At 73.1% G+C, this 21036-nt stretch carries 25 protein-coding genes; 4 read left to right on the forward strand and 21 right to left on the reverse strand.

Annotation, left to right across the window (positions count from 1 at the left end; translation table 11 throughout):
* Window positions 1-31 precede the first annotated feature (31 nt).
* The 6 genes from ACWGJO_RS16590 to ACWGJO_RS16615 form a co-directional block, all read right to left on the reverse strand.
* On the reverse strand, window positions 32-742 hold the full coding sequence (locus ACWGJO_RS16590) for a hypothetical protein (RefSeq protein WP_452184404.1): 711 nt from the start codon (window positions 740-742) through the stop codon (window positions 32-34).
* Window positions 743-809: 67 nt separating this feature from the next.
* A complete protein-coding gene (locus ACWGJO_RS16595) occupies window positions 810-1055 on the reverse strand; it encodes a hypothetical protein (RefSeq protein WP_452184406.1) in 246 nt (81 codons plus the stop codon).
* A gap of 71 nt (window positions 1056-1126) precedes the next feature.
* A complete protein-coding gene (locus ACWGJO_RS16600) occupies window positions 1127-3478 on the reverse strand; it encodes a Helicase associated domain protein (protein ID WP_452184408.1) in 2352 nt (783 codons plus the stop codon).
* 118 nt (window positions 3479-3596) lie between these two features.
* Window positions 3597-4304 carry a helix-turn-helix domain containing protein gene (locus ACWGJO_RS16605; protein ID WP_452184410.1) on the reverse strand — a complete coding sequence of 236 codons (708 nt, stop codon included), beginning with the start codon at window positions 4302-4304 and terminating at the stop codon, window positions 3597-3599.
* Window positions 4301-6505 carry a hypothetical protein gene (locus tag ACWGJO_RS16610; RefSeq protein ID WP_452184412.1) on the reverse strand — a complete coding sequence of 735 codons (2205 nt, stop codon included), beginning with the start codon at window positions 6503-6505 and terminating at the stop codon, window positions 4301-4303. The genes ACWGJO_RS16605 and ACWGJO_RS16610 overlap by 4 nt, the downstream gene beginning before the upstream one ends.
* A gap of 7 nt (window positions 6506-6512) precedes the next feature.
* On the reverse strand, window positions 6513-7160 hold the full coding sequence (locus ACWGJO_RS16615; protein WP_452184414.1) for a DNA-binding protein: 648 nt from the start codon (window positions 7158-7160) through the stop codon (window positions 6513-6515).
* A 576-nt stretch (window positions 7161-7736) separates the two neighbouring features.
* On the opposite strand from ACWGJO_RS16615, the gene ACWGJO_RS16620 reads away from it, so the two are divergent.
* Together ACWGJO_RS16620 and ACWGJO_RS16625 are read left to right on the forward strand one after the other, a co-directional pair.
* Window positions 7737-8873, forward strand: coding sequence for a ParB/RepB/Spo0J family partition protein (locus ACWGJO_RS16620; RefSeq protein WP_452184415.1), 1137 nt, complete (start codon window positions 7737-7739; stop codon window positions 8871-8873).
* 18 nt (window positions 8874-8891) lie between these two features.
* A complete protein-coding gene (locus tag ACWGJO_RS16625) occupies window positions 8892-9767 on the forward strand; it encodes a ParA family protein (RefSeq protein ID WP_452184417.1) in 876 nt (291 codons plus the stop codon).
* 69 nt (window positions 9768-9836) lie between these two features.
* Here the strand turns inward: ACWGJO_RS16625 and ACWGJO_RS16630 are convergent, their stop codons facing one another.
* The 4 genes from ACWGJO_RS16630 to ACWGJO_RS16645 form a co-directional block, all read right to left on the reverse strand.
* The gene (locus tag ACWGJO_RS16630) at window positions 9837-10271 is read right to left on the reverse strand and encodes a hypothetical protein (protein ID WP_452184419.1); all 435 of its coding nucleotides are present in this window, start codon (window positions 10269-10271) and stop codon (window positions 9837-9839) included.
* 137 nt (window positions 10272-10408) lie between these two features.
* A complete protein-coding gene (locus ACWGJO_RS16635) occupies window positions 10409-11161 on the reverse strand; it encodes a hypothetical protein (RefSeq protein WP_452184421.1) in 753 nt (250 codons plus the stop codon).
* Between the two features lie 438 nt (window positions 11162-11599).
* Complete coding sequence (locus tag ACWGJO_RS16640; protein ID WP_452184423.1) at window positions 11600-11890, reverse strand: hypothetical protein; 291 nt, start codon at window positions 11888-11890, stop codon at window positions 11600-11602.
* 34 nt (window positions 11891-11924) lie between these two features.
* Window positions 11925-12413 (reverse strand): hypothetical protein, encoded by a 489-nt coding sequence (locus ACWGJO_RS16645; RefSeq protein ID WP_452184424.1) that lies wholly within the window; start codon window positions 12411-12413, stop codon window positions 11925-11927.
* An 80-nt stretch (window positions 12414-12493) separates the two neighbouring features.
* On the opposite strand from ACWGJO_RS16645, the gene ACWGJO_RS16650 reads away from it, so the two are divergent.
* The gene (locus ACWGJO_RS16650; RefSeq protein WP_452184426.1) at window positions 12494-12619 is read left to right on the forward strand and encodes a hypothetical protein; all 126 of its coding nucleotides are present in this window, start codon (window positions 12494-12496) and stop codon (window positions 12617-12619) included.
* A gap of 7 nt (window positions 12620-12626) precedes the next feature.
* On the opposite strand, the gene ACWGJO_RS16655 is transcribed toward ACWGJO_RS16650, so the two are convergent.
* The 9 genes from ACWGJO_RS16655 to ACWGJO_RS16695 form a co-directional block, all read right to left on the reverse strand.
* A complete protein-coding gene (locus ACWGJO_RS16655) occupies window positions 12627-13103 on the reverse strand; it encodes a hypothetical protein (RefSeq protein ID WP_452184428.1) in 477 nt (158 codons plus the stop codon).
* A gap of 48 nt (window positions 13104-13151) precedes the next feature.
* Complete coding sequence (locus ACWGJO_RS16660) at window positions 13152-13637, reverse strand: AAA family ATPase (RefSeq protein WP_452184430.1); 486 nt, start codon at window positions 13635-13637, stop codon at window positions 13152-13154.
* 46 nt (window positions 13638-13683) lie between these two features.
* Complete coding sequence (locus tag ACWGJO_RS16665) at window positions 13684-14586, reverse strand: hypothetical protein (RefSeq protein WP_452184432.1); 903 nt, start codon at window positions 14584-14586, stop codon at window positions 13684-13686.
* Between the two features lie 157 nt (window positions 14587-14743).
* Window positions 14744-15601, reverse strand: coding sequence for an endonuclease/exonuclease/phosphatase family protein (locus tag ACWGJO_RS16670; RefSeq protein ID WP_452184433.1), 858 nt, complete (start codon window positions 15599-15601; stop codon window positions 14744-14746).
* Between the two features lie 2 nt (window positions 15602-15603).
* A complete protein-coding gene (locus tag ACWGJO_RS16675) occupies window positions 15604-16065 on the reverse strand; it encodes a hypothetical protein (RefSeq protein WP_452184435.1) in 462 nt (153 codons plus the stop codon).
* Window positions 16066-16186: 121 nt separating this feature from the next.
* Entirely contained in the window at window positions 16187-16426 is a 240-nt protein-coding gene (locus ACWGJO_RS16680) for a hypothetical protein (RefSeq protein WP_452184437.1), read from the reverse strand.
* An 88-nt stretch (window positions 16427-16514) separates the two neighbouring features.
* A complete protein-coding gene (locus tag ACWGJO_RS16685; protein WP_378366343.1) occupies window positions 16515-17240 on the reverse strand; it encodes a hypothetical protein in 726 nt (241 codons plus the stop codon).
* Window positions 17241-17422: 182 nt separating this feature from the next.
* Window positions 17423-18061, reverse strand: a complete 639-nt coding sequence (locus tag ACWGJO_RS16690; RefSeq protein ID WP_452184439.1) for a hypothetical protein — start codon at window positions 18059-18061, stop codon at window positions 17423-17425.
* 137 nt (window positions 18062-18198) lie between these two features.
* On the reverse strand, window positions 18199-18393 hold the full coding sequence (locus ACWGJO_RS16695) for a hypothetical protein (protein ID WP_452184441.1): 195 nt from the start codon (window positions 18391-18393) through the stop codon (window positions 18199-18201).
* Between the two features lie 139 nt (window positions 18394-18532).
* Between ACWGJO_RS16695 and ACWGJO_RS16700 the strand changes: the two genes are divergently transcribed.
* Window positions 18533-18676: a hypothetical protein gene (locus ACWGJO_RS16700; protein WP_452184443.1), complete on the forward strand. Its 144-nt coding sequence runs from the start codon at window positions 18533-18535 to the stop codon at window positions 18674-18676.
* 29 nt (window positions 18677-18705) lie between these two features.
* Here the strand turns inward: ACWGJO_RS16700 and ACWGJO_RS16705 are convergent, their stop codons facing one another.
* Both ACWGJO_RS16705 and ACWGJO_RS16710 read right to left on the reverse strand, forming a co-directional pair.
* On the reverse strand, window positions 18706-20154 hold the full coding sequence (locus ACWGJO_RS16705; RefSeq protein WP_452184445.1) for a DNA/RNA helicase domain-containing protein: 1449 nt from the start codon (window positions 20152-20154) through the stop codon (window positions 18706-18708).
* A 1-nt stretch (window position 20155) separates the two neighbouring features.
* Window positions 20156-20983 (reverse strand): hypothetical protein, encoded by an 828-nt coding sequence (locus tag ACWGJO_RS16710; RefSeq protein WP_452184447.1) that lies wholly within the window; start codon window positions 20981-20983, stop codon window positions 20156-20158.
* Window positions 20984-21036 lie beyond the last annotated feature (53 nt).

The following is a 21036-nucleotide window of genomic DNA, read 5'->3' on the forward strand; positions in this document are numbered from 1 at the left end:
GGGGCCTGGGTGCGGTGCGGATGGTGGGTGGTCAGCTGCGGAAAGGCCAGGCCTCTGCCATGTCGTCGAGGAGGACATCGGGCAGGACGCCGTTCCATGCCTGGGCGAGGGCCAGAGGCCGGCGGGTGAGCACTTCGGCGAGGACCAGGCCCTCGGGCTGGCGGACCAGGACGTAGCGGGGGCCGGGCCAGCCGTCCGGGTCGCGGTCGTCGGTGGTGCCGTGCCCGAAGTCGCGTTGCAGCTCGCGCAGTTCCCGATCCCGGGCCCGGACGAACGCGGCCAGGGTGTCGGTGTAGCCAGGGCCGGTGATGAGGGGGGTGAGCGCGTCGAGGACGGCGTCGGTCCGCTCGGCGTCATGCGGCTGCGGGCCGGCCAGGCCGTGGAACAGCTTCAGTGCCGTCTCCAGCACGTCGGCCGGCTCGGTCGGAGCCGCCGTGGCGGGCTCGGGTTCGGGCGGCGTCGGTCCCGGCGGCACCGCGAGGCCGCTACCGCTGGCCTGGATGCGGGCTCGCTCGGCGTACTCGGCCAGGCGGGCGCTCGCCGCGCCGGTGCCATCCAGCCAGCCCTGGTCGTACTCGGGCGTCCGGCCGTCCGGGCACCGCCAGCCGGTGCTGGTGACGTTGCTCTGCGCCCAGTCCAGGACGTCGAACTCGGCCCGGGCGATGGCCACCGCAGCGGCCTCGGGGCTGTGGCCAGCGGCCACCAGGAGCTGGGTCAGCAGGTTGTAGCCAGCGCCGCGCATCCGGGTCCTCCTTCGCGAAGTCGGGGCGGGGCGGCCCGGTACGCGGGCCGCCCCGATGGCGGTGGTGCTACTGGTCGGTGTGGCAGTCGTGGTCGGCCTCGACGTAGTCGCCGTCGGCGAAGTCGGTCTCCAGGGACCAGCCGCACGTGCACTCCGCCCGGCCTTCCCACGCGATCTCGGCTTCGCCGTGGTCGCAGTCGTGGTCGGCGTCCACGATGGTGCCGTCGTCGAACAGCGCGTCGCCGCCGTCGCCGCAGGTGTGGCAGACGTACTGCGCGTACCAGGACACCTTCGGCTGCTGGGTGGTGGTCACTCGTCTCCTTCCGGGGAGCGGGCCGTCCCGGCCCAAGGTGGGCCGGGACGGCGGGCGTTGGTCAGGGCGGGTCAGCCCGCGACGGTCTCGGCGTGCCGGGTGAGCGCGTCCAGGAGCGCGGCCTGGTGGTCGGTCAGCTTGCCCTCGGTGCGGGCCCCCGCCTGCTTGCGCAGCCACGTGCCGGGGCGGAAAGTCGGGTCCGCCTCGCCGCCGGTGCGGTTCGCCGGGCCGTCCAGGGTTCCGCCGGCGGCGAGGTAGGCGAGCAGGCGCCGGTACGACCTGTTCCAGTCCGGCTCCAGGCGCCACAGCTCGTCCAACGCGTCCAGCTTGGCCACCTGGTCGCCGGTGAGGTTGTCGGCCTTGCGCTGGCGGCGCATCCACGCGCCCACCGCGTAGTCGTCCAGCTTCGCCGTGGCAGGGATGGCCAGGTGGCCGTGCTGGCGGTGGAAGGCGACGGCGTAGGCGTAGCCGCGTTCCCAGGCGTTGGCGTTCTTCGACCAGATCATGCCGAGCGCGTCCAGCTCGCTGACCCGGGCGGCGTCGAGCAGGTGCTGGCCGTTGAGGTGGCGCTGGCGGGTGAGCCAGGAGATCAGCTCGGCGTGCTTCGTCTTGTCGGTGGGGTCGAGGTGTCCGTGCTCGATGTGGAACCTGGCTGCGACGGCGTGCATCCGCTGCCACTCGACCGCGCGCGGGTTGAACGCCCGCAGCTTCACGGTCTGGAGGATCTTCGCCGCGTGCTGCTTCGCGTTGATCCGCAGCCACTCGATCGGCGACCCCACCGGGACCGGCTGCTGCTCGCCCTCACCGGCCTCGGTGGCCTCGCCCTCGGCCGGCTTGGCCGCAGTAGTGTGCGCGGTGCCCTGGGACCGCGCACCGCGCAGCTCGGTGATCCGGCCGACCACCCGGGCGTCGTGCGCAGCGAGGGCGCGCAGGACCCGCCAGATGGTGCGGAACGAGCTGGCCTCGATCTCGGCGTCGGCCTCGGCCTTCACGGCCTCGCCAGCATCGTGGACCTCGGCCGGGTGCGCGGTGGCGGTGTCGTCGCCGACCTCCGGCGTCGGCAGGTAGACCGGGATGATGACCCAGGAGACCTTGCCCTCGCGGTAGGACTGGCGCAGCGCACGGCCGACAGCCTGGACGATGTCGATGACGCTCGACTTCGGGTCCGCGAAGCAGATGGCGTCCACGGCGGCGACGTCGATGCCTTCCGTCAGGAGTCGGCTGTTGCAGAGGATGCCGCACTCCTCGCCGTCCTCGCCGGTGTGGGCCTTGAAGTCCGCGAACGCAGCCCGGCGGTCCTTGAGCCGGTCGATGCCGGCCACGGCCTTCGCCCAGATCCGCTCCGGGCGCTCCGCGTCCTCCAGCAGCTCCGAGGCCTCCAGCAGGCTGCCGGCGAACTCGCGCGCCGCCGACACCCGGGAGTGGAACGTGATGACGCGGCGCAGGCCGAGGTCGGCGACCGCGCGCAGCACCGCGATCTGCAGGGCCAGGCGCAGCAGCTCCTCGTTGGAGCGCTGGGAGCGCAGGTCGGCGACGGCCGGGAGGTTGAGCAGCTCGCGCAGGTCCTCGTCCGTCACCACCGGCACGAGCACGCGGTAGTCGGCAAGGTAGCCGTGCTCGATCCCCTGTCCGAGGGTCCAGGTGAAGCAGGTCTTGCCGTAGATCTCCTCCGAGTCCATGGAGCAGAGCGCGGGCAGCGCCTGGCCGTCGGCGTCGGTGAGGTCGGCCAGGCCGTCCTTCGCGCGCCGGTCGTCGGCGATCCGCGGGGTCGCGGTGAAGTACAGCCGGCGCTTCGCCGGGACCTGGGCGTCATTGTGGATCGCGGCCCACGCCTTCCCTTCGGCGCCGGCGGTGCGGTGGGCCTCGTCGATGACCACCAGGTCCCAGGCCGGGAAGCGGTGCAGCTGGTGGGCCTGGACGATGCGCTCCAGCGAGGCGTACGTGGCGTACACGGTGACCGGCTGGTTGTCGGGGGCGCCGTTGACCAGGTCGGTGAGCCGGGCCGCCTGCGTGGTCACCTCGGCGTGGATCCGGCCGCCAGCTTCCGCGCTCTCCAGCGCCTCCTCGCGCGAGCACGCCGCCACGGCCAGCCCGCGGCGCCCGCCCCGCAGCGACCATGCCTCGGCGGTCTGCTCCAGCAGCTCGATCGTCGGCACCAGCACCAGCACCCGGCCCTTCGCTGCCAGGCGCCGCGCGCAGCCGGCCGCGATGAGCGTCTTGCCGGAGCCGGTCGCGGCCACGACGGTGGCGCGGCCACCGTCCTTCACCTCGCGTACTGCGGCCGCCACCGCGTCCTTCTGGAACCAGTGCAACGGCAACGGGTTCACGGTGGCGGTTCCGGACGGCTGCGCCGGAAGCGGCTGAGCGGCTGCGGCGCGGAACGCGGCCGGCGCGTCGGCCTCGGTGGCGGTGGTGGTCTCCACGGCGGTGCTTCTCCTTCGGATACTGAGGCAGCGGGGCGGCGCGGGCGGTGCTGTGGGAGGGTCGGGCAATCGGCCTCTCCCCGGGGCCAGGTCATGGATGGGGAGAGGCCGACCGGACCTATTGCTGGTCCTCGGGGATCCAACCGCGGACCTCGAGGTAGGCGATGTCGGCGTCCTCGACCGCGCGGCCGGTCTCAACCAGCCACTCCCGCATCGCCTCGGTCACATCGCCGTGGTGGTCCGCGACCCGCTGGGACCACTCGGCGGCGTCGAACCCGCCGGTGGAGGAGGAGCCGTAGGTGCGCTCCTCGGTGCCGTCCGCACGGGGGATGAAGCCGCGCCGGATGCCGCCGGAGTCCTTCTCCGACCCGGCCGAGTAGACGTACTGGTCGGCCTTCATCCGGACCGTGAAAGCGAGACGGCCGCCGGCCTGGCCGGTCTCGTGCACCACCGGGGCGAGGTGGCTCGCGCCGGACTTGATGGCCTGTTTCCCGGCCCGGCCGGCCATCGACCCGCCCGCCTCACCGACGGTGTCCTTGCCCCGCACCCGGGCCTTCTGCCCGGTCTTGGTACGGCGACGGGTGGTGTTCGCCTCCGCGATGCCGGACAACGCCTCGGTGTCGCGCTCGCCGCCGCGCACCGCCCGGACCACCTGGCGCAGCGCGCCGACGAACGCCTTGCCCTTGCCCTTGGTGAAGAACTGGGACACCAGGCTCGCGTCGCGGCCGAGCATCTTGGCGACCTGGCGCTTGGTGTAGCCCTGGTCCAGCAACTCCTGGGTCAGGCGGGCGGCCTCGTTCGGGTTGTTCGGGTCGGCCGGGCTCACTGGTCAGTTCCCTTCGCGGCGAGTTCGGCGCGGCCCAGGCCGCGCAGCTTGAGGTACTGCTCCTGGCTGGTCGGGTGCTGGATGGGGCCGGTGAGGTGGCCCTTGAGGAGGTAGTCGCCCACCTCGCCCCGGTAGGGCCAGGGCTGGCGCTCGGTCAGCGCGATGCCGTCGGTGCCGAAGTACACGACCGTGCCGGGCTTGGCGTGGAGGGCGCCGGCGTGGCCGATGACTTCCTTGCCCTGGCGGTACTTCATGTCCAGCAGCGCCGCCCGCGCCCCCGACCACACGTACGCCGCCCACTCGGGGTGGGCGTACGGGTCGCGGGAGAACCCGGCCTGCCTCTGCCAGGTCACCACCTCGCCGTCCTGGCCGAGGATCTCCACCCCGCCGGGCAGCGCCTCACCCACCGGGGTGGTGCCGGAGACCAGACGCGGGCGCTGCGCGAACCCGCCCAAGCCGAACAGCAGCACCGACCGCACCGCCCGGGAGGCGAGGTAGGCGGCGGTGCGCTGCCGCTCGTCGCCGTGCAGCTTGGAAAGGTTGGTCAGGTCCGCCCACGCGGCCTTCAACCGCTTGCCCCACTCGTCCAGCGGCTTGCCGTCCTCGAAGAGCAAGCCGCTGAGAACCTCGACCTTCCACGGCATCAGGTGGTTCGACAGCGCCAGGTGCACCTCCGCGCCGCCCGCCCAGGTGGTGAACGTCGTCCCCGGCTCGGACGGGTAGACCCAGGCCCGGTCACCGGTCACCGGGGCGGGCAGCAGCCCGACGTGCTGCCAGTTAGCCGGGACGGTGACGCGGACGTTCCAGTGCGAGCAGGACATCAGCGCCTTGACCTGCTCCGCCTCCGACATCGCGGCGAACGCGGCGGCGGTGATGCGGCGCGGGGTACCGACCGGCGACTTCCACAGGTGCTTGGCGTAGGCGAAGGTGCGGTCGTACTCCACCAGCGCGGGCAGCTGCTCCGGGACGCGTGGCGGCAGGATCAGCTCGGTGCGGCCCTGGCCGCCGGTCGCGTGCAGCAGACCCCGCAACTCCTCCGACAGCACCGGGTAGCCGCCCGCCCACTTGCCCGTCGTCGGAATGGTCCGCGACCACAGGTCCCGGCCGGTCTGCGACGGCGAGCCCATGAGCACGGCGTCGTCCCAGTGCCGGCGCAGCGCCTGCCACAGCAGCCGGAACGCGTCCCGGCAGGTGACGACGTCGGCGCCGTCCGGGTCGAACCACTCCCCCATGGAACGGATCTCCGTCACCGGCCCGTCCGGGGAGGCGGCGGGTCCGTAGCGGCCGACCGGCTGACGCTGGTGAACGAAGTGCCCGGCCAGCTTGTCCCGGCCCGACCCGACGGCGGTGCTCCACCGCTCGCTGGGGGTGTTCAGCCAGGCCGCGACCGCGTCCTTGAGCGTGGAGTAGCGCTCGGCGCCGTCGTGCCAGGGGGCGCCGGCGGTGATGTAGATCCGCTCCGTGCCCGGCGCGGTGGCCAGGACGGCATCCAGGATCTCCCCGGGGGTGCGGGCGCCGAGGTCGACCCGGACGACCTGGTCGCGGACCGCGAGCATCCCGGCCGCCGCGTCCAGGAACACCGTCGAGCGGGCCTGCTGGACGAAGTTCGGGCGCTTGGAGACCAGTCCCGTGGTGACGGCCTCGAACCGGGCCCCGGCCGGGCCCTCGGGGAGGGTAGGCAGCTCACGCGGACCAGCGGCAGCGACCGGAGCGACCGAGACCGCCGGGACAACCGGCGCAGCAACGGCCGGGGCGGGCTGCTCGGCGACGGCCTGGTCCTCGACCTCGGCCGGCGCCTCGGCCATCGGGGCGGCCGAGGCCGGCTGCTCAAGCACGGGGGCCGGGCGGGTCAGGGCCGGGGCGACCGCGACGGCGGGCTCGTCGACCGGCTCGGCCTCCGGGGCCGGGGCGGGCGCGGTGGCGGGCTGGTCGTCGGTCTTGGCGGTGCGGACGGCGGCCGGGGTCGGGTCCAGCAGCGGGGCGATCCGCACGACGTCGCCGACCGACAGCCCGGAGGCCTTCGCGACCGCTGCGGCCTGGGCGCCCTCGTACCCCGCGAGCCCGGCCACGCGGCGCGAGCGCTGGGCGGTGAGCCTGTCCAGCTCCTTCTGCGCGGCCGCGACCTGCTTCTCGGCGGCCGTGATGTCGGTGCGCAGCTCGCGCAGACCGGTGAGCTCGGCGTTGTACGTCTTGCGGTCCATCAGCGGGTCACTCCCCCTCGGTGGCGAGCTGGTCGGAGGCGGTCGGGCGGGTGGTGGCGTAGGCGATCGGGCCGCCGGACACCGACGCCAGGCGGGTGCCGAGCAGCAGGCCCGCCAGGCGGACGTCCTCCGGGTCGGCCGGGTCGGCGGCGTTGGCGGGGGCGGTGAGGTCGGTCAGGTAGCCGGCCAGCCTGGCCTTCGGGAAGCGGTAGCGCCCCGCGGTGCCGACAGTGCCGTCGGACTCCCACGCGGTGAGGCCGGTCAGCACCGCGACGACGAACCCGGCCACCGTCACCGGCAGCACTCCACCAGCCGCGACCCGGGCCGGGTCGCACCGCCACCAGCCCGACAGCGCGGCCAGCAGCTGCGCCTCGTCCAGCCCGGTGCCGAAGCCGATCCACTCCCGGCCCGGCTCCTCGACCCGCGCAGGGGCGTCCGAGCGCAGCACCGCCACCTCGGCCGGGCCGAGCGCGGCCAGGTCGGCGGCGGGCCGGGCCTGCAACTGCTGGAGCGCGGCCAGCGGGAACACCTGCCGCCCCGCCTCGCGCACGCCCGGCACCACGCCGGTGGCCAGCAACTTCTTCACCGTCGGGATCGAACACCCCAACGCCGCCCCGGCCTGCCCGGTCGTCACGAACACACCCACAACCTCCACGCCTATTCACCTAACTTGAAACGCTAGGCGACTCTACGCCTCCCCATCGACACTGTCCACGCCTTTTTAGTAAGTCGTACAAGCATGCCAGGGTGGCTGTCCTCCCCCCGCTGTCGGTGCCTGGTGAGACCGTGATCGGTTACCAACACCGGAAGGAGGTGAAGAAGATGACTCCTCGCCAGCAGAAGGCCGTGGTGATCCTCGGCGCGGCCCTGGTCGGCACCTACGTGCTCGGCAACGTCGCGAAGGGCGGGCGGGCAGGCAGTGGACGGCCGCGTTCGGCCGGGCCCCTGCCCGACTGGGCCGCCGACGCCGGCCGGACCGACAGGCGTGCGGGTCGGACGTCGTCGGCCAGGGCCGCGCTGGTAGAGCGAGCACGGCGCGCGGCGGCCGCGCGGGCGGATCCGCACACCGCAGGCGGAAACTCGCCAGGGTGCGCATGCAAGGAATCGGGTCCGCCTCGACCCCGGCCCGGGCCTGGCATCTTTACGGCGTAAAGCCTGGGGCACTCCCCTGCACCGGCACCGACGGCGGATAGTCTCCCTTCTGAATCGCACCACCACCTCCGGAGATCTCGTGTCCCAAACCAGCGCAGGCCTGCAGAACAACCTCTCGCTCGCTGAGCGCCGTCGCCTGCGCCTGCAACAGCAGGGCACCGCAGGCCCGAAGGTGACGGCGAACCTGGGGGAGCTGGTGCCCAATCCGGAAAATCCCCGCGGCGAACTGACAAAGCTGGACGAGCTGGCCGAGAGCTTCCGGGAGAGCGGCGTCGCACAGGCTCTGACCGTGATCCCGGCCGCCACGTTCACAACGGCCTTCCCGGAGCACGCCGAGAGCATCTCGCCGACTTCCTTCGTGGTGGTCAACGGCAACCGCCGGCTGGCGGCGGCACCGCTCGCCGGGTTGACCGAGGTGCCGATCGTCGTCAACACGACGGCGACCACTCGCACGGCAATTCTGGTTCTCGCTCTGGCGGAGAACATCCAGCGTGAGGACCTGACGCCGCTGGAGGAGCTGGAGACGATCGAGACTCTGAAGGGACTTCTCGGCACCTACGCGGCAGTGGCCGCAGCGCTCGGCAAGTCCGAGGGCTGGGTCTCGCAGCGTCGACGTCTCGGCAACCTCTCCGCCGAGCTCCAGGACGAGGTCCGGACCGGAGAGCTGAAGATCGAGGAAGCCCGGGAGCTCGGCAAGATCAGGGACCATGCCGAGCAGCGGTCCGCTCGGGACGAGCTGAAGGCTCAGGCCGCCGTCAAGAAGACCCAGGCGGCCCAGAAGTCGAAGGACCGCGCCACGGCTAGCGGCAAGCAGACGCCCGTTCCACACCAAGGTGGAGAGCAGGCGGCCGACCCTCGTGTCGCGTCCCGTCGGACTGCTTGCCAGGAGGCTCTGACCGGCACGCCCACCGACGACACGGCTGTGATCCTGGCGGCTCTGCGGATCGCGGTCGACCTTGAGAAGGCCGAGGCGCTTGCGGGCGAGTGGCTCGCGGCAGTTGCCGGCGCAGCAGGCGAGGTCTCCTTCTCCGTGGTGGCGGAAGAGCGGCCGAGGCAGGCCGCACTCGCTCTGGCCTTGGCCCGGTGCGAGCTGGCGACCGCTTTGGCCGGCGCGGCCGCGGTAGGGGAGTATGTCGGCTGGCTGGTTGCGCACGCCGGGTATGAGGCGACTGAGGCCGAACGCGCCCTGCTGGGCGATCACACCTTTACGGCGTAAAGACCGGAGATCGGAACGATGAGCAACGAAACCCTTCCCGAGCTGCCGGCCAACGTCGGCCACGTGACCCGCATCATCGTGGCCGTCAACGAGTCCGGTGGATCGGTGAAGACCACCACGGTGGCTGCCCTTGCGGCCATCGCGGCCGAGGAAGGCCTGGACGTCCTGGCCATCGAGGCGGACAGCCAACGCGACCTGGCCCATCTGCTCGGCCTTGACGACCCTGACGCCGACGAGAACATCGCCACTCTCTGGGATGTCGTCGACGGCATCGCCACCATCGAGGAAGCGATCATCCCGGCCCGCCGGGGTGAGGGCGGCCCGGTGATCCCGCACCTCTGGTTCGTACCCGGCTCCCGCCGTTTGAAGGAACTCGACGACAAGCTCTCCGGTGCCATGCTGCGGGAGCTGTGGCTGCAGCGGCTCCTCCCGGCCGTCCTCGGCCGCTTCCATGTGGCCTTCATCGACTGCCCCGGTGACCTCAAACTCACCACGAAGGGCGCCCTCCTCTCCTCGAAGGACGTAGAGGTGATGGCCTGCGTGAAGAGCCAGGAGAAGGAGGCCCGCGCCTTGACCGAGCTGGAGTCCACCCTCACTGAGATGAACAGCGCCTTCGCCGCCCTCGGCGTACAGCTCGGCATCGACTGGATCGTGATAGGGGAATCCGTCTCCGACAAGAGCCAGGGCAAGGCCTACACCGACGCGGAGGGACAGTTGCGTGAGGCGTACGGGCAGCTGGTCCTGACCCCGTCCGTCCGGCGCAGCATCAAGGTGCCGGAGGCCTACTCGGCGCAGACGCCTGTTCCGATCTACGCGCCCAGGAGTGAGCCCTCGCTGCAGTACCGGGAGATCGCCGCCGGCATGGGGCTGACCAAGGACTCCTTTACGGCGTAAAGACCCAAAACACGAAAGGGCCCGGTCCTGGCAACTCGCGCCAGGACCGGGCCCTTTCGAGTACTGCTGTCAGACGGCGGCCGGGGTCAGGCCGATCGCGCGTGTGACGATGGTGAGGGTGGTGGTCCAGTCGCCGTTGAAGTGGATGGCCTTGTCGCACACGTACGCAGCTGCACCGAGCTTGAGGTTGGTCACCAGGATGGTGCCTCGCTCGGTCCAGTAGGCCCGGTCAAGGTCGTCGTTGACCCGGGTCGCCAGGCCGCTGTACCGGGTCACCCAGTCGGCGACGGCTTCGTGGAATCGGCGGTGGCGGGCGGTGTAGACGAAGACTGCACGATGGGCGGCGAGCAGACGCAGGGCCTCGATGGCGCCGGGGATCGGCTCGCCGTATACCTGGCCGTCCATCCACCCGCGGCTGTCGACCAACATCAGGGTCTCGTCGAAGTCCACACCGACGGCCTGGCTGCTCGGGCTGTCGGGGCGGGGAGTGATGATCCGGTGCACGTGATCCTCCTTCGACAACCCGGCCCCGGTCCACTGAGTTGCGGACCGGGGCCGGGTTGGTGGCGGGTGTTCAGGCAGGGATGGGTGTCAGGCCGGTCCTCGGGGGAGAGAGCCAGCCCGCTGTTGGGAGCGATCGGCTACAGCAGGCCGGCGTCGTGGGCCTCGGCCTCCTGGTCGCGGTTGTCGTCCTCGTCGGCCTGGTCCTCGCCGTCGGCGGCAGCCACAGTGGGGCAGAGTTCGGCGATGGCGAGGTCCCGGCCGAGGGCGGCCCACGGGTCGCCGTACTCCGCCTCGCTCTCGCTGTCCGTGGGCTGCGCCGCGTCGGTGGGGCCGTCCAGAAGCGCGGCCAGTTCGCTGATGCTGCGGATCTCGATCGGCTTCTTCTCGTTCCGCACGAGGAGGTAGGTACGGGCGCGGTAGCCGTGCTGGTCGGCGGGGGACGGGACGCACAGCAGGTGCGCGCCGCCGGGAAGCGCGCACGTCGCGGTGCCGTCGCTCGCACCGACCCAGTTGGTGGGCCAGGTGAGGCTGCCGGAGCTGTGGTCGAGGGTGTGTGCTGCGGCGGCGGCGCGGTGGGCGGCGTCGACGGCGACCTCGGCGGTGAGCTGCTCCAGCGACGGAGCCAGACCGCTCCCAGGGATCCGGCCGAAGGCGCGCTCGATGCCGAGGCGGCGGCGCAGCGGGGCCAGGGCCTTGTAGGCGTGCTGGTCGGTGACGGCGGCGGCGAGGGCGCCAGCGGCGAGGGCGAGGGTAATGCGGGTCTCGGGTTGGCGGCTGGCGAGGGTGCGGTAGGTGGTGAGGCCTGCGGCGGCACCGGCGGTGACGGCGGCGACGTTGTCGGCGGTGTCGAGGGCGGTGCGGGCCAGTCGGGTACGCAGGGTGTCGGTCACGGGTTCCTCCGTGGGGGAAAGAGCAGGGTGTCGGCCGGGCGGCCGCGCCGCCGCCACGGCGCCCCGCTTTCACGGCCTGGCTGGCCGGGTGGCGGGGCGTGGTGGTGGGCAGCGTCAGTGCCCGGATTCCTCGTACTGCTCGTGGCACCCGCACGTCGGAGCGGGCTCCCAGCCGTCGACGGTGCGCCGACGGCTGGATCCGGCGCCGGGGATGCCGCTGCCGCCGCAGGTGGCGCAGGAGGCGTCGGCCCCGGGGTCGAGGGCCCACTCCAGACCGCAGGCGTTGCAGCGGGCACAGTCGGCGAAGTCGTCGGTGTTGCGGATCGGCTCGCCGTACTCCTCGGCATCCGACGTGTGGCAGTGCCGGCAGGTGATCGTGTACTGCCGGGCGCGGGCCCGGGCGTGGGCGAGCGGGTCGGCGGCGACCGTGAGCAGCGCCTAGTAGTTGGCGGCCTCGATCTCGGCGACCCGGCGAGCCAGGGTCAGCGCCTGCTCGCGGGTGTGCGGGTAGGCGGCGGCGCGGCCGATGTCCCGCACCAACCGCCAGCCCTCGCCCTCGGTCCAGGCGCGCAGGCCGACCAGGGCGCCGTCGGTCACGGCCCATCCGGTGCCGGTCTCGTCGCGGCGCACGACGACCTCGCCGTACCCGCCGACCGGGCCCTGGGGAATCGGCACGCGGAACTCGACGGCGAGCGCCAGCTGCTCCTCCACGGTCAGGGTGGTGTTCATCGGTCTCCTCTCCTCGCGGTGGGGGTGCCTCTGGTCAGCTGGCGGTGGTCGGGCAAGCGCGCCGCGGCCGGTTCAGGGGCGAGAACGCCTGCGGCCTGCGGGACCAGCGGACGTAGTCGACGGAGCTCGCGGCGTAGGTGGTGTGCATGAGGCTGCCGGAGTCGTCGATGGCGTCCCGGACGGCGTCCAGGCGCTGCCAGGCGAGCCGGAGCTGGTCGATCAGCCAGGGGCGGTCGTTGTCGGTGAGGTCCGGGGCGGCGGCGATGGCGTCCAGGCGGTGGACGTTCTGCACGCCCGCCGCGAGGAAGGCGTCGACCCGGGTGGCTTCCTCGGCGGTGAGCTCCTCGCCGACCCTGCGGGCCTCTTCGGCCCGGGGGTCGTCGTGGTAGGCGGCGGAGCCACGCCGGTCGAGTGCGATGCGGGCCAGCTCCCAGTCGGAGGCGTCGGGCAGGGCGCTGGCCTGGAGGAAGGTGCGCTCGGGTCGGGCGAACGGCTCGTGCACGGGGGCGGTCTGGGTGGCCATGGTGGCTGTCCTTCTCTCTCGGCCTCGGCGGCCGGGCCGTTGTGCCGGGGTGTCAGTGCTGGGTGCGGGTCGTGGTTGCGATGTCAGCGCCCGGAGTGGCTCACCGCCGGGTCCTCCAGACCAGGGAGGACGTCGACCGCGAGCTGGCGCTGCCGTCCGGAGCGGCGGCCGGGGTACGCGAAGCCCGCGCGGCCGGTGAGCGGTGATGGCGGGCTACGCCTGGCCGAGGAGGAAGCCGATGGCCGAGGTGCCCTCGGTGCGGGTGTCGAGCGCGGCCTGCGCACGGTCGTACGGGACCTCGATGCCGAATGCCGCCCGGGCGGCGCGGCGGAGGTCGACCAGCGAGGCGCTGAGGCCGTGCTTCGCGACGGCCAGGTCTGCGGCGGCGAGTGCGAGCAGGTCCTCGCGCACCGGGCCGGTCGGGGCCGCGCTGGTGAGCCGGCCGAACGCGGCCGTCCACTGCCTGCCCGCCCGCTCGCGCACCGGGGTGGGTTGCAGGTGGCTCTCGCCGATCCGGCCGCGCCCGGCCAGCCAGTAACAGACCGGGACTTCGAGGGCTTCGGCGAAGAGGATCTCGCGGCGGGTCGACTCGCCGAGGTAGAGCTGATCGTCGGTGACGACCAGGACTTCGTCGGCGGTGGAGATCTTCGCCAGGTGCAGGGCGTCTCCGGGTTCGGGGGAGTAGGGCATCGGTCGGGCCTTCCTGATGGAGTGGTCGGTACGGGGGTCTGCGGGTGGTCAGGCGGCCGGGGCGGGGGAGTCGGCGCTGACGCGGTGGACGGCGTGGAAGCCTTCACCGAGAAGGCGTTCGACGGTCGGCAGCTGGCTGTGCTGGTCGGTGAGGACGTGGTCCGGCACGACGCGGGCCCGGGCGGCGTTCTGGCGGCGGCACTGGTCGAGGGGGGTGTCGACCAGCACGGCGACGCAGGGTCGCTGCCAGTAGCGGGCGCGGGCGAGGAGGTGGGCTCGGGCGTGGGGCAGGAGCGTGGTCGAGTCGATGATCGTCGTCAGCCTGCGGGAGAGCCGGGCGTCCAGGAACAGGTCCTGGATCTGGAGCGCAACGGGTGTGGCGCTCTGGTCGGCGGCGTCGTCCGTTGCCATCTCGCGGTAGGAGTCGAGGTTGAGGGTCCAGGAGGCGGGCCAGCGGGCGGCGTAGGTGGACTTGCCGGCGCCGCTGAGGCCGACCAGGACGGTGAGGGTGCCGGGGTCGAGGGTGAGGTTCATACGGGTGCGGGCCTCTCAGCGCGAGGGGGGTGGATGCTTGGAGGTCTTACGGACGGCAGGCGGTGGCTTGGCCGAGGACGTAGCAGCGCAGGTCGATGTCCTCGGGCAGGGCGGGTGCCTGGTCGCCGAAGAGGACCGCGCCGGCGGCGACGATGAACGTCCTGCTCACCGCGTCGGAGCCTTTCTTGGTCTGCGGGGCCTGGAACATCAGGTAGCGGGCGAGCAGGTAGTCCTGGACCGACGGGTCGGGGCCGGCCAGGAGGGTCAGCGCCCAGCGGTGCAGCACCGTGCTGTGCTCGGGGTCCGGGGTGGCGGTGTAGATGGGGTCGCCGCCGGTCTCCATCCGGGAGGCGTCCAGGCCGCGCGCCTTGACGCGGGCCGCCAGCTGCTCGGCGACGGCGCGGGCGGCGGCCCCCCGGACGATGCGGTTGCCCGCCAGCCGGGTGCCGTCGGGCAGGGAGACCCAGTTCCGCAGCTCGTCGCTGTCGGGGGCTTCGGCGGCGAACCGCGCCCGGGCGGCCCGGCCGTACCCGGCCATTGCCTCGTAGGCCGGGGTGGACACGCCTCCCGTGTAGGTGCGGGTGGACGCGTCCCACTGGGAGCCGTCGCGGAGGCGGCCCACGGTGCCGAGCCGGTCGAAGTTGGTGGCGCCCTCGGTGATCGGGGTCCAGAAGCGCTGCGGGTCGTACGCGATGCCCTGGCCGAGACGCCCGGCGGCTGCCAGCGCCAGCCGGTAGCGCCAGCCGATCAATTCGGCGTGGACCTGGTGGAGGGCGGCGACGCGCTGCTGCGGGGTGCCGGCCTGCGCCCAGAGGTGGGTGATCCGGGCCGCGGCGGCGGTGGCGGCCATGGCCTGGTCCACGGCGAAGTCGCGGACCTTGGCCTGCCGGTCGGGGTCGGTGAAGCGCAGGGCGAGCGGGCTGGTCGGGAAATGGCGGGCGGTGAGCATCGTGGCCTCCCGTGTCGGACGGTCATGGGTGGTCGGCAGGTCGGGGTCGTGCGAAGCGGTCAGCGCCTCGGCCGGCGGCGCCCGCCGTCCCCGCCTGGCTGACACGGGGACGGCGGGCGCGGTGGTGGGCAGCATCGCTACCCGGAGCTGTGGGCGGTCACCGGTACGTCCAGGGACGGGTGGTGTCGATGCGGGCGGTGTCGAGGACGACGGCCAGGCCGTGGTGGTCGCTCGCGCCGCTCGGGTCGTCGAGCAGGGTGTAGGAGTCGATGGCCGGGGCCAGCGGGGCGGAGACCCACAGCTGGTCGATCCGGTCGTCGCTGCCGGTGCGGCGCAGCAGGTCGTCGTCGCCGGTCTGCTGGTGGAGGTGCCAGGCGGCGTCGACCAGGCCGTTGGCGGCGAGTTTCCAGGCGACGCGCCGGTCGGGGGCGGGTTGCTGGTCGAGGGCCGGGTCGGTGAGCAGGGTGCGGGAGCCGCGGTTGTAGGGGCGCATGCGGTGCCAGGCGGGGTCGGGGCCGGCGCCGGGCGGGTAGTTGATGTCGCCGCCGAGGATGCAGTAGGGGCCGAGGCGGTAGGTGCGGCTGGCGGCGAAGTCGGCTTCGGCGACGGCCCGGTCCGCGCTGTACGGGGTGAGGTGCAGGCTGGTAACGGCGAGTGGGGCGGGCAGGCCGGGGATGGTGAAGCCGGCGGTGCCGAAGCCGTGGTGGGTTTCGTCGGCGGTGTAGTCCGTGGTCCAGCTGGTGCGGCGGCCCAGGGTCTCGCGGCGGTAGAGCAGTGCGGTGCCGCGGCCGCTGCGGGCGGGGGCGAGGAGCACGTCCAGGCCGAGGTCCTGCTCGGCGCGCACGAGCTGGCGGTGGCCGGCGTCCGCCCAGCCTTCGGCTTCCTGGAGCAGCACCAGGTCGGGGTCGGCTTTGGCGATCCGCTCGGCGAGCAGCGGCCAGCGGTCGTCGGGGGAGCCGTCGCTGGCGCGAAGGCCTCCGCGTTGCAGGTTCTGGACGACGATGGTCAGCTTCATGCTCAGGCCTCCTGGGCCGCGCGGTAGGCGGCGATGTGGCTGGGGTGGATGGGTCCGTCGAGGTGCGGTGCAAGGTCGCCGACGAGGCCGGCCGGGTCGTTGCCGGCGTCGATGCGCTGGAGGGTCTGCTCGATGCGCCAGAGGCGCACGCGCAGGGTCTCGGCCCGCTCGGCGAGGGCGTCGCGCTGGGCTCGGGCGTGGTAGAGGTCGTCGAGTTCGTCGGAGCAGGCGTCGACGACCGAGTCGGCGACGTCGATGGCGTTGAAGCCTTCGGGGCAGCGGTCGATGAAGAGCTGGACGATGCCCTGCACCGCGGTGGTCATCTCGCCGCGGGCGTCGGCGAGGGTTTCGGGGGCGACGTGGATGGCGCCGGTGTCGGGGGTCCGCCCTGCGTGGGCCGGCGCGCGGCCGTGGAGGCCGGCCGGGTTGGTGAGGGCCGGTGCGGCCGTGGCGGTCTTGGGCATGGGGTGCTCCCTCGTGGGTGGGTACGGCCGGGTGGCCGCGCCGCGCACCACCGCGCCCGCCGTCCCGGCCTGGGTGGCGGGGGCGGCGGGCGCGGTGGTGGGCAGCGTCAGTGGCCGGACGTCAGTGGACGGCGCTCCAGATGAGCAGAAGGATCACGGCGACGGTGATCAGGACGGCCTTCGGCGAGATGCTGGTGGAGGACTCCAGGCGCCGTATCTCGGCGTGGATGGCGTCGCACTCCGCCTGGATCCCGGCGTGGGAGGGGGTTCCGGGGGTGAGGCCGGCGAGGATGCCGGAGCGGTGGTGGAGTCGTTCATAGAGGGCCGCGATCTGTGCGTCGCGGGAGATGGCCAGGGCCACAGCGGATGTGCCTCTCGATCGGTGGGACGGGACGGGGCGGGGGGAGGGGCGGGCCAGCGCGCCGGGGCGCCGGCCCGCCCCGGGGTGGTCAGCGCTGGTCGAAGGGCGAGCCCGGTGCCGGGACGGTCGGCCGGGGCCGGGCCGTCTTGGGTTCGGGGGTCTGGATGGTGATCTGCGGCTGCACGTCGGTACGGTTGATCACCATCGGGCGCAGGCTGAAGGTCAGGCCGCGCAGCGCGAACAGCGAGACCGCGGTGATGGCGGCGGCGGTCAGGCCGACGGCGACCGGGCGGCCGGCTTCAGGTGCGGCTGACCAGACCATGGCGAGGGTGGCGGCGGACCAGGCCGTCCAGCCGGCGCGCGCGATGGCGCGGCGGGTGATGAAGGCGAGCAGCGCGGCGATCAGGCCGACTGTCTTCCACGCGCCATAGACGGTGGCCGGGGTGAGCGGGTAGGCCTGGTGGGCGATGAGGTAGGTGTGGATGGGTCCGGTGATCGCGGTGCGCAGGTCGTCGCCGCCGGCGGGCAGGTCCTGCGGCAGGTGCACGGCGTCGATCACGGCGCCGGCCGCGTTGAACAGGATGCCGCCGACGGTGCCGAGCACCAGGACGGCGAGGGTGATCACGGTCAGGTAGGCCAGGGCGCGCACCCACGGTTCGGCGCCGGTGAAGTCGTCCAGGCCAGCCGCCAGCTCGCGGCGGCGCCGGTCGAGCCAGCCGCCGGGGGCGGTCAGGGCGCGGGCCCGGCGCCGGGCCGACTCACGGACGCTGACGCTCGGCTGCTCCTGGAGGGTGGGCTCGGTGTGCTGGTTCACGGGGTGCTGCTCCTGTTCGGGTCGGGTGATGCGAGGTCAGTCGGAGAGGCACAACGGGCGTGATCAGGTGCTGGTAGGTGGTGTCGATGCCGTCGCCGAGACGGTCGGCCTCGTCCCCGGAAGGCGGCCCGCCCGCCCGGCCGGTGGTCGGCGGGGCGGGCGGAGGCGGGCCGGGCGGCCGGTCAGCGGACGTTGTTGTTGACCGTGCCCTTCCATCCGGCGGACTGCTTGCCGATGGTGACCTCGGTGTGCCGGTGGAACATCGCGAGCACGGTGCCGGACGCGCCGTCGCCGCTGGCGGTCGCAGACGCCGCGGTGGCGCTGGAAGCGACGGAGCGGAGCTTGCCGAGCAGCGCGGCGACGCCGATCACCACGGCGGCCACCGTGGCGGCCGCCCACATGAGGATCTTGCCGATCTGGTCCGCGTACGGGGCAACGCTCCCGATGCCCTCGCCGACCATCCACGTCAGGCCGCCGACGGTGAGCGCGCCGGCGCAGCCGTACAGGATGCCCTGACGGAGGGCCAGCGGCAGGCCCGGATCTGTGGCGGGCTGCGCCGGGGCGGGCGCGGCCGGGACGGGCTGCTGCTGCGCCGCGGCGGCCGCGGCGGCGGCGGCGAGCGGGTTGTGCACGGGGACGGCGATCACGCGGCCGTCGACCAGGGCGGGGATGAGCGCCGGGGTGTCCGGGGTGGGCTGGAGCGGGACGGCGACGATCTGGCCGTCGAGCGAGGCCGGGACGTAGCCCTCCTGGAGGAGGTAGGCGTTGAGGTCGACCGCCAGGTCGGCGGCGGTGGCGGGGCAGGTGTAGATGCTGTCCACGGGGTGCTCCAAGGGGTGGCGGGGAAGGGCTGCTGAGGTCTGGGGGCACCGGGCGTCTTCTGGGGTCGCCGGTCCCACCGCCGGGTGGCGGGCGGGTCCAGCGGCCCTCGGAGAGGTCGGGAGCGGGTGGCGGTGGGTCAGGAGGCGGCGTTGCTGAGCGTGGTGACCAGGTTGGTGAGCAGCTGGTTGATGGCGGGGCCTGCGCCGGTGGAGGCGAGGGTGAAGCCGAACAGCACGAGGGCCAGGGCCGGCCAGAATCCGACGGCGCGGCCGCGGTAGAGGACCGCGGTGATGATGCCGAAGAGGACGGCGAGGGAGACGGTGACGGCCACGGGTGCTCCTGGTGGGTCGTTGGTGGGTTGGGCGGACAGGCGGGCCGGATCGGGTGTTTGCTGGCCTGGCCTGGTGGTACGTCAGGTTCGGGCTGCGCCCCGCACCGCTCGGTGTGGGGCTTGGAGACGAGGGGGCGCGATGGCGCACGTGCACTACAGCTGTTGGAACTGCGGTGCGGACAACCGTGTGCACGGCGAGGGCTGCGACTGCTGCGATGTCGTGGAGATCCCGGAGTCGTGGTTCTGCTGGGACTGCGACGCGGAGAACTTCTCCTTCGACTGACCGGCGCTGCGTCCCGCCGTACCGCGTGGTCAGCCGCGCAGGCCCCGCAGGGCGTTGCGGACGCCGCCGAGGCTGACCTGGCGGCCGCCGTCGGCGTTGACGGCAGCGAGGACCTCGAGGTCGTCCAGGTCCTCGCCGTCGGTGTGCTCCAGGACGGCCAGGACGCGGTCGGTGAGGTTGAGGCGGGAGGCGGTCCGCGGCTCGGGGGCGGTGGTGGGGATGACGGGGACCGGTGCGCTGCGCGGGCCCTGGCCGCCGCTGCCTCGGTTTGCGCCGTTGCCGCCGCGGCCCCGGCCGCCCGCGCCGGGTTCGGGTTCCTCGAACTTCTCCGGGCATGCGGCCTGGTAGGCCTCCATCCCGTCCAGCTTCCCGACGTAGGCCTCGCCCGCGTCCTGCCAGGACTCCTTCTCCAGCACGGTGTGCGGACCGGTGCCGTACAGGGCGAGCATCTCGGGGTCCAGGCCCTCGGTCGGCACCTCGGAGCCCACGCGGAAGAACCGCATGCGGGCGGTGGGGTGCAGGCCGGAGAGGTGGTAGCCGCTGCCCTGGGTGCCGGGCCGGTCCTCGTCCGCTTCGGTGTCGTCGAACTGGGAGACCAGCTCGACGGCGCCGGCGTACTTGGGGATTGCGGCGAGCTTCTGCCCGGCCGGGAGGAGGCCGTCGGAGACGAGCTGGCGCATCAGGTTGCTGGTCCAGCGCAGCAGGATCACCTCGCCCTCCTTGAGCATGGAGCGCAGGGTGTCGGAGCCGCCGAGCTCCTCGAGGTGGCCGGCCTGGGCGAACAGCCCGATGCCCATGCCCAGGCTTCGGCCGGTGCGGCCGATGTCCTTGATGTAGAACGTCGCCTCCTCCCTGTACGGGGCGCCCTTCTCCAGCAGCCGGTTGGCCTCGTCCACCACCTGGTACATCAGCGGGTCGGGGCGGTCCATCAGGAACTTGGACCGCCCGGCGGCCGCGTACCTGATCTCGCGGGCCTTCATGACGTTCCAGAAGGTCCGCAGCTGGGCGATGGCGCCCTCCTGCGTGTAGACGCACCAGTCGCAGTTGCCGCGGGCCTCGGGCGCGGACTGGCCGCCCTTGAGGTCGGCGTAGAACACACCGACCCCGGAGCGCTTCATCCCGGCGAGGATGATCTGCCCGCCGGTGGACTTCCCGGCGCCGGTGGTCCCGAACAGCAGCATGCGCTGCGCCGAGCCGGCCTTGGGGTCGTACAGGCGCACCTTGGTACGGCGCCCGTTGTGGTGCAGGCCGACCCAGATCCGGCCGGTGGAGTCCATGGTCAGGTGCTCGGGGTCGGGCAGGATCACCTCGGCGAGGGGGTCTTCGGGGTAGATGGTGACCAGGCCCTCGCTGCCCTGGGTCTCGACGGCGAGGCGGGCGGGGTCCTTGATGTTCATCGCGTCGGCCAGGCGGGCCATGTCGTAGCCGATGACGTCGCCGGGCGGCGCCTTGACGGTCAGCTCGTAGATGAGGCCCACGTCAGCGCAGTTCCTTCGTGTCGGTGTCGATGATGCGCACGCCGGTGATGACCGTGCCCGGCATGCCCTTGGGGGCGATGTTCTTGATCCAGTGCGTGTAGGGGTCCGTGGCCTGGTCGGCGCTGCCGACGGTCAGGCGCCGCACCCCGGCGCCGCGCCCGGCGACCTTCGCGACGGTGATCTCCTCCTCGTCCCAGTCCAGGAGCGCCGACAGGGCGGTGAGGGAGATCGTGGGCACCGGCATGCCCGGGCGGGCGGCGCGGATCAGCCCGGACATCCCCTTCTCCCCGATGCGCTCGACGTCGGTGAGCACGGTGCCGGGAGCGACACCGCCCTCGACGGCGACCCGCTGCGCCCACCACAGGGACATCGGGTGGGTGGAACCGGCCGGGACGAGCGCGGCGGCCTGCTGTTCCTGGACCTGGTGAACGGCCTCGGGGGTGAGGGAGCGCTCGCGGCCGGCCAGGACGCGGGCCATGCGGGCCGGGCGGACCTTCCAGGTGACGGCCGCCCAGGTGGCGTCGAGCGCGAGTTCCCACCAGTGCAGTCCGTGGACCAGGCGCTCGGTGACGAGCAGTGCGCCCGCGCTGACGGGGGAAGCAAGGTAGAGGGCGGTGGCGGCATCGCGGACGCGGCCCTTGGGCAGGGTCGCGGACCAGATCAGGCCCCAGGCGGTGGCGGCCCCGACGGTGCCGATCGTGACGGTGAAGGGCAGGGGAGCGTCGGTGAGGCCGCCGGCCGCCAGCCCGGCCGTGCCGGCGAGGGTGGCGGTGCGCCCGACGTAGCCGCGGGCGACGGCGATGCGCCCGCGCAGCGGGCCGAGGGACATCAACGGGGGGCTCCTTCGCGCGTGCCGCCGGGGTGGGCGGCGTCTCGGTGGAA

It is taken from the genome of Kitasatospora sp. NPDC054795 (genome assembly GCF_053611565.1).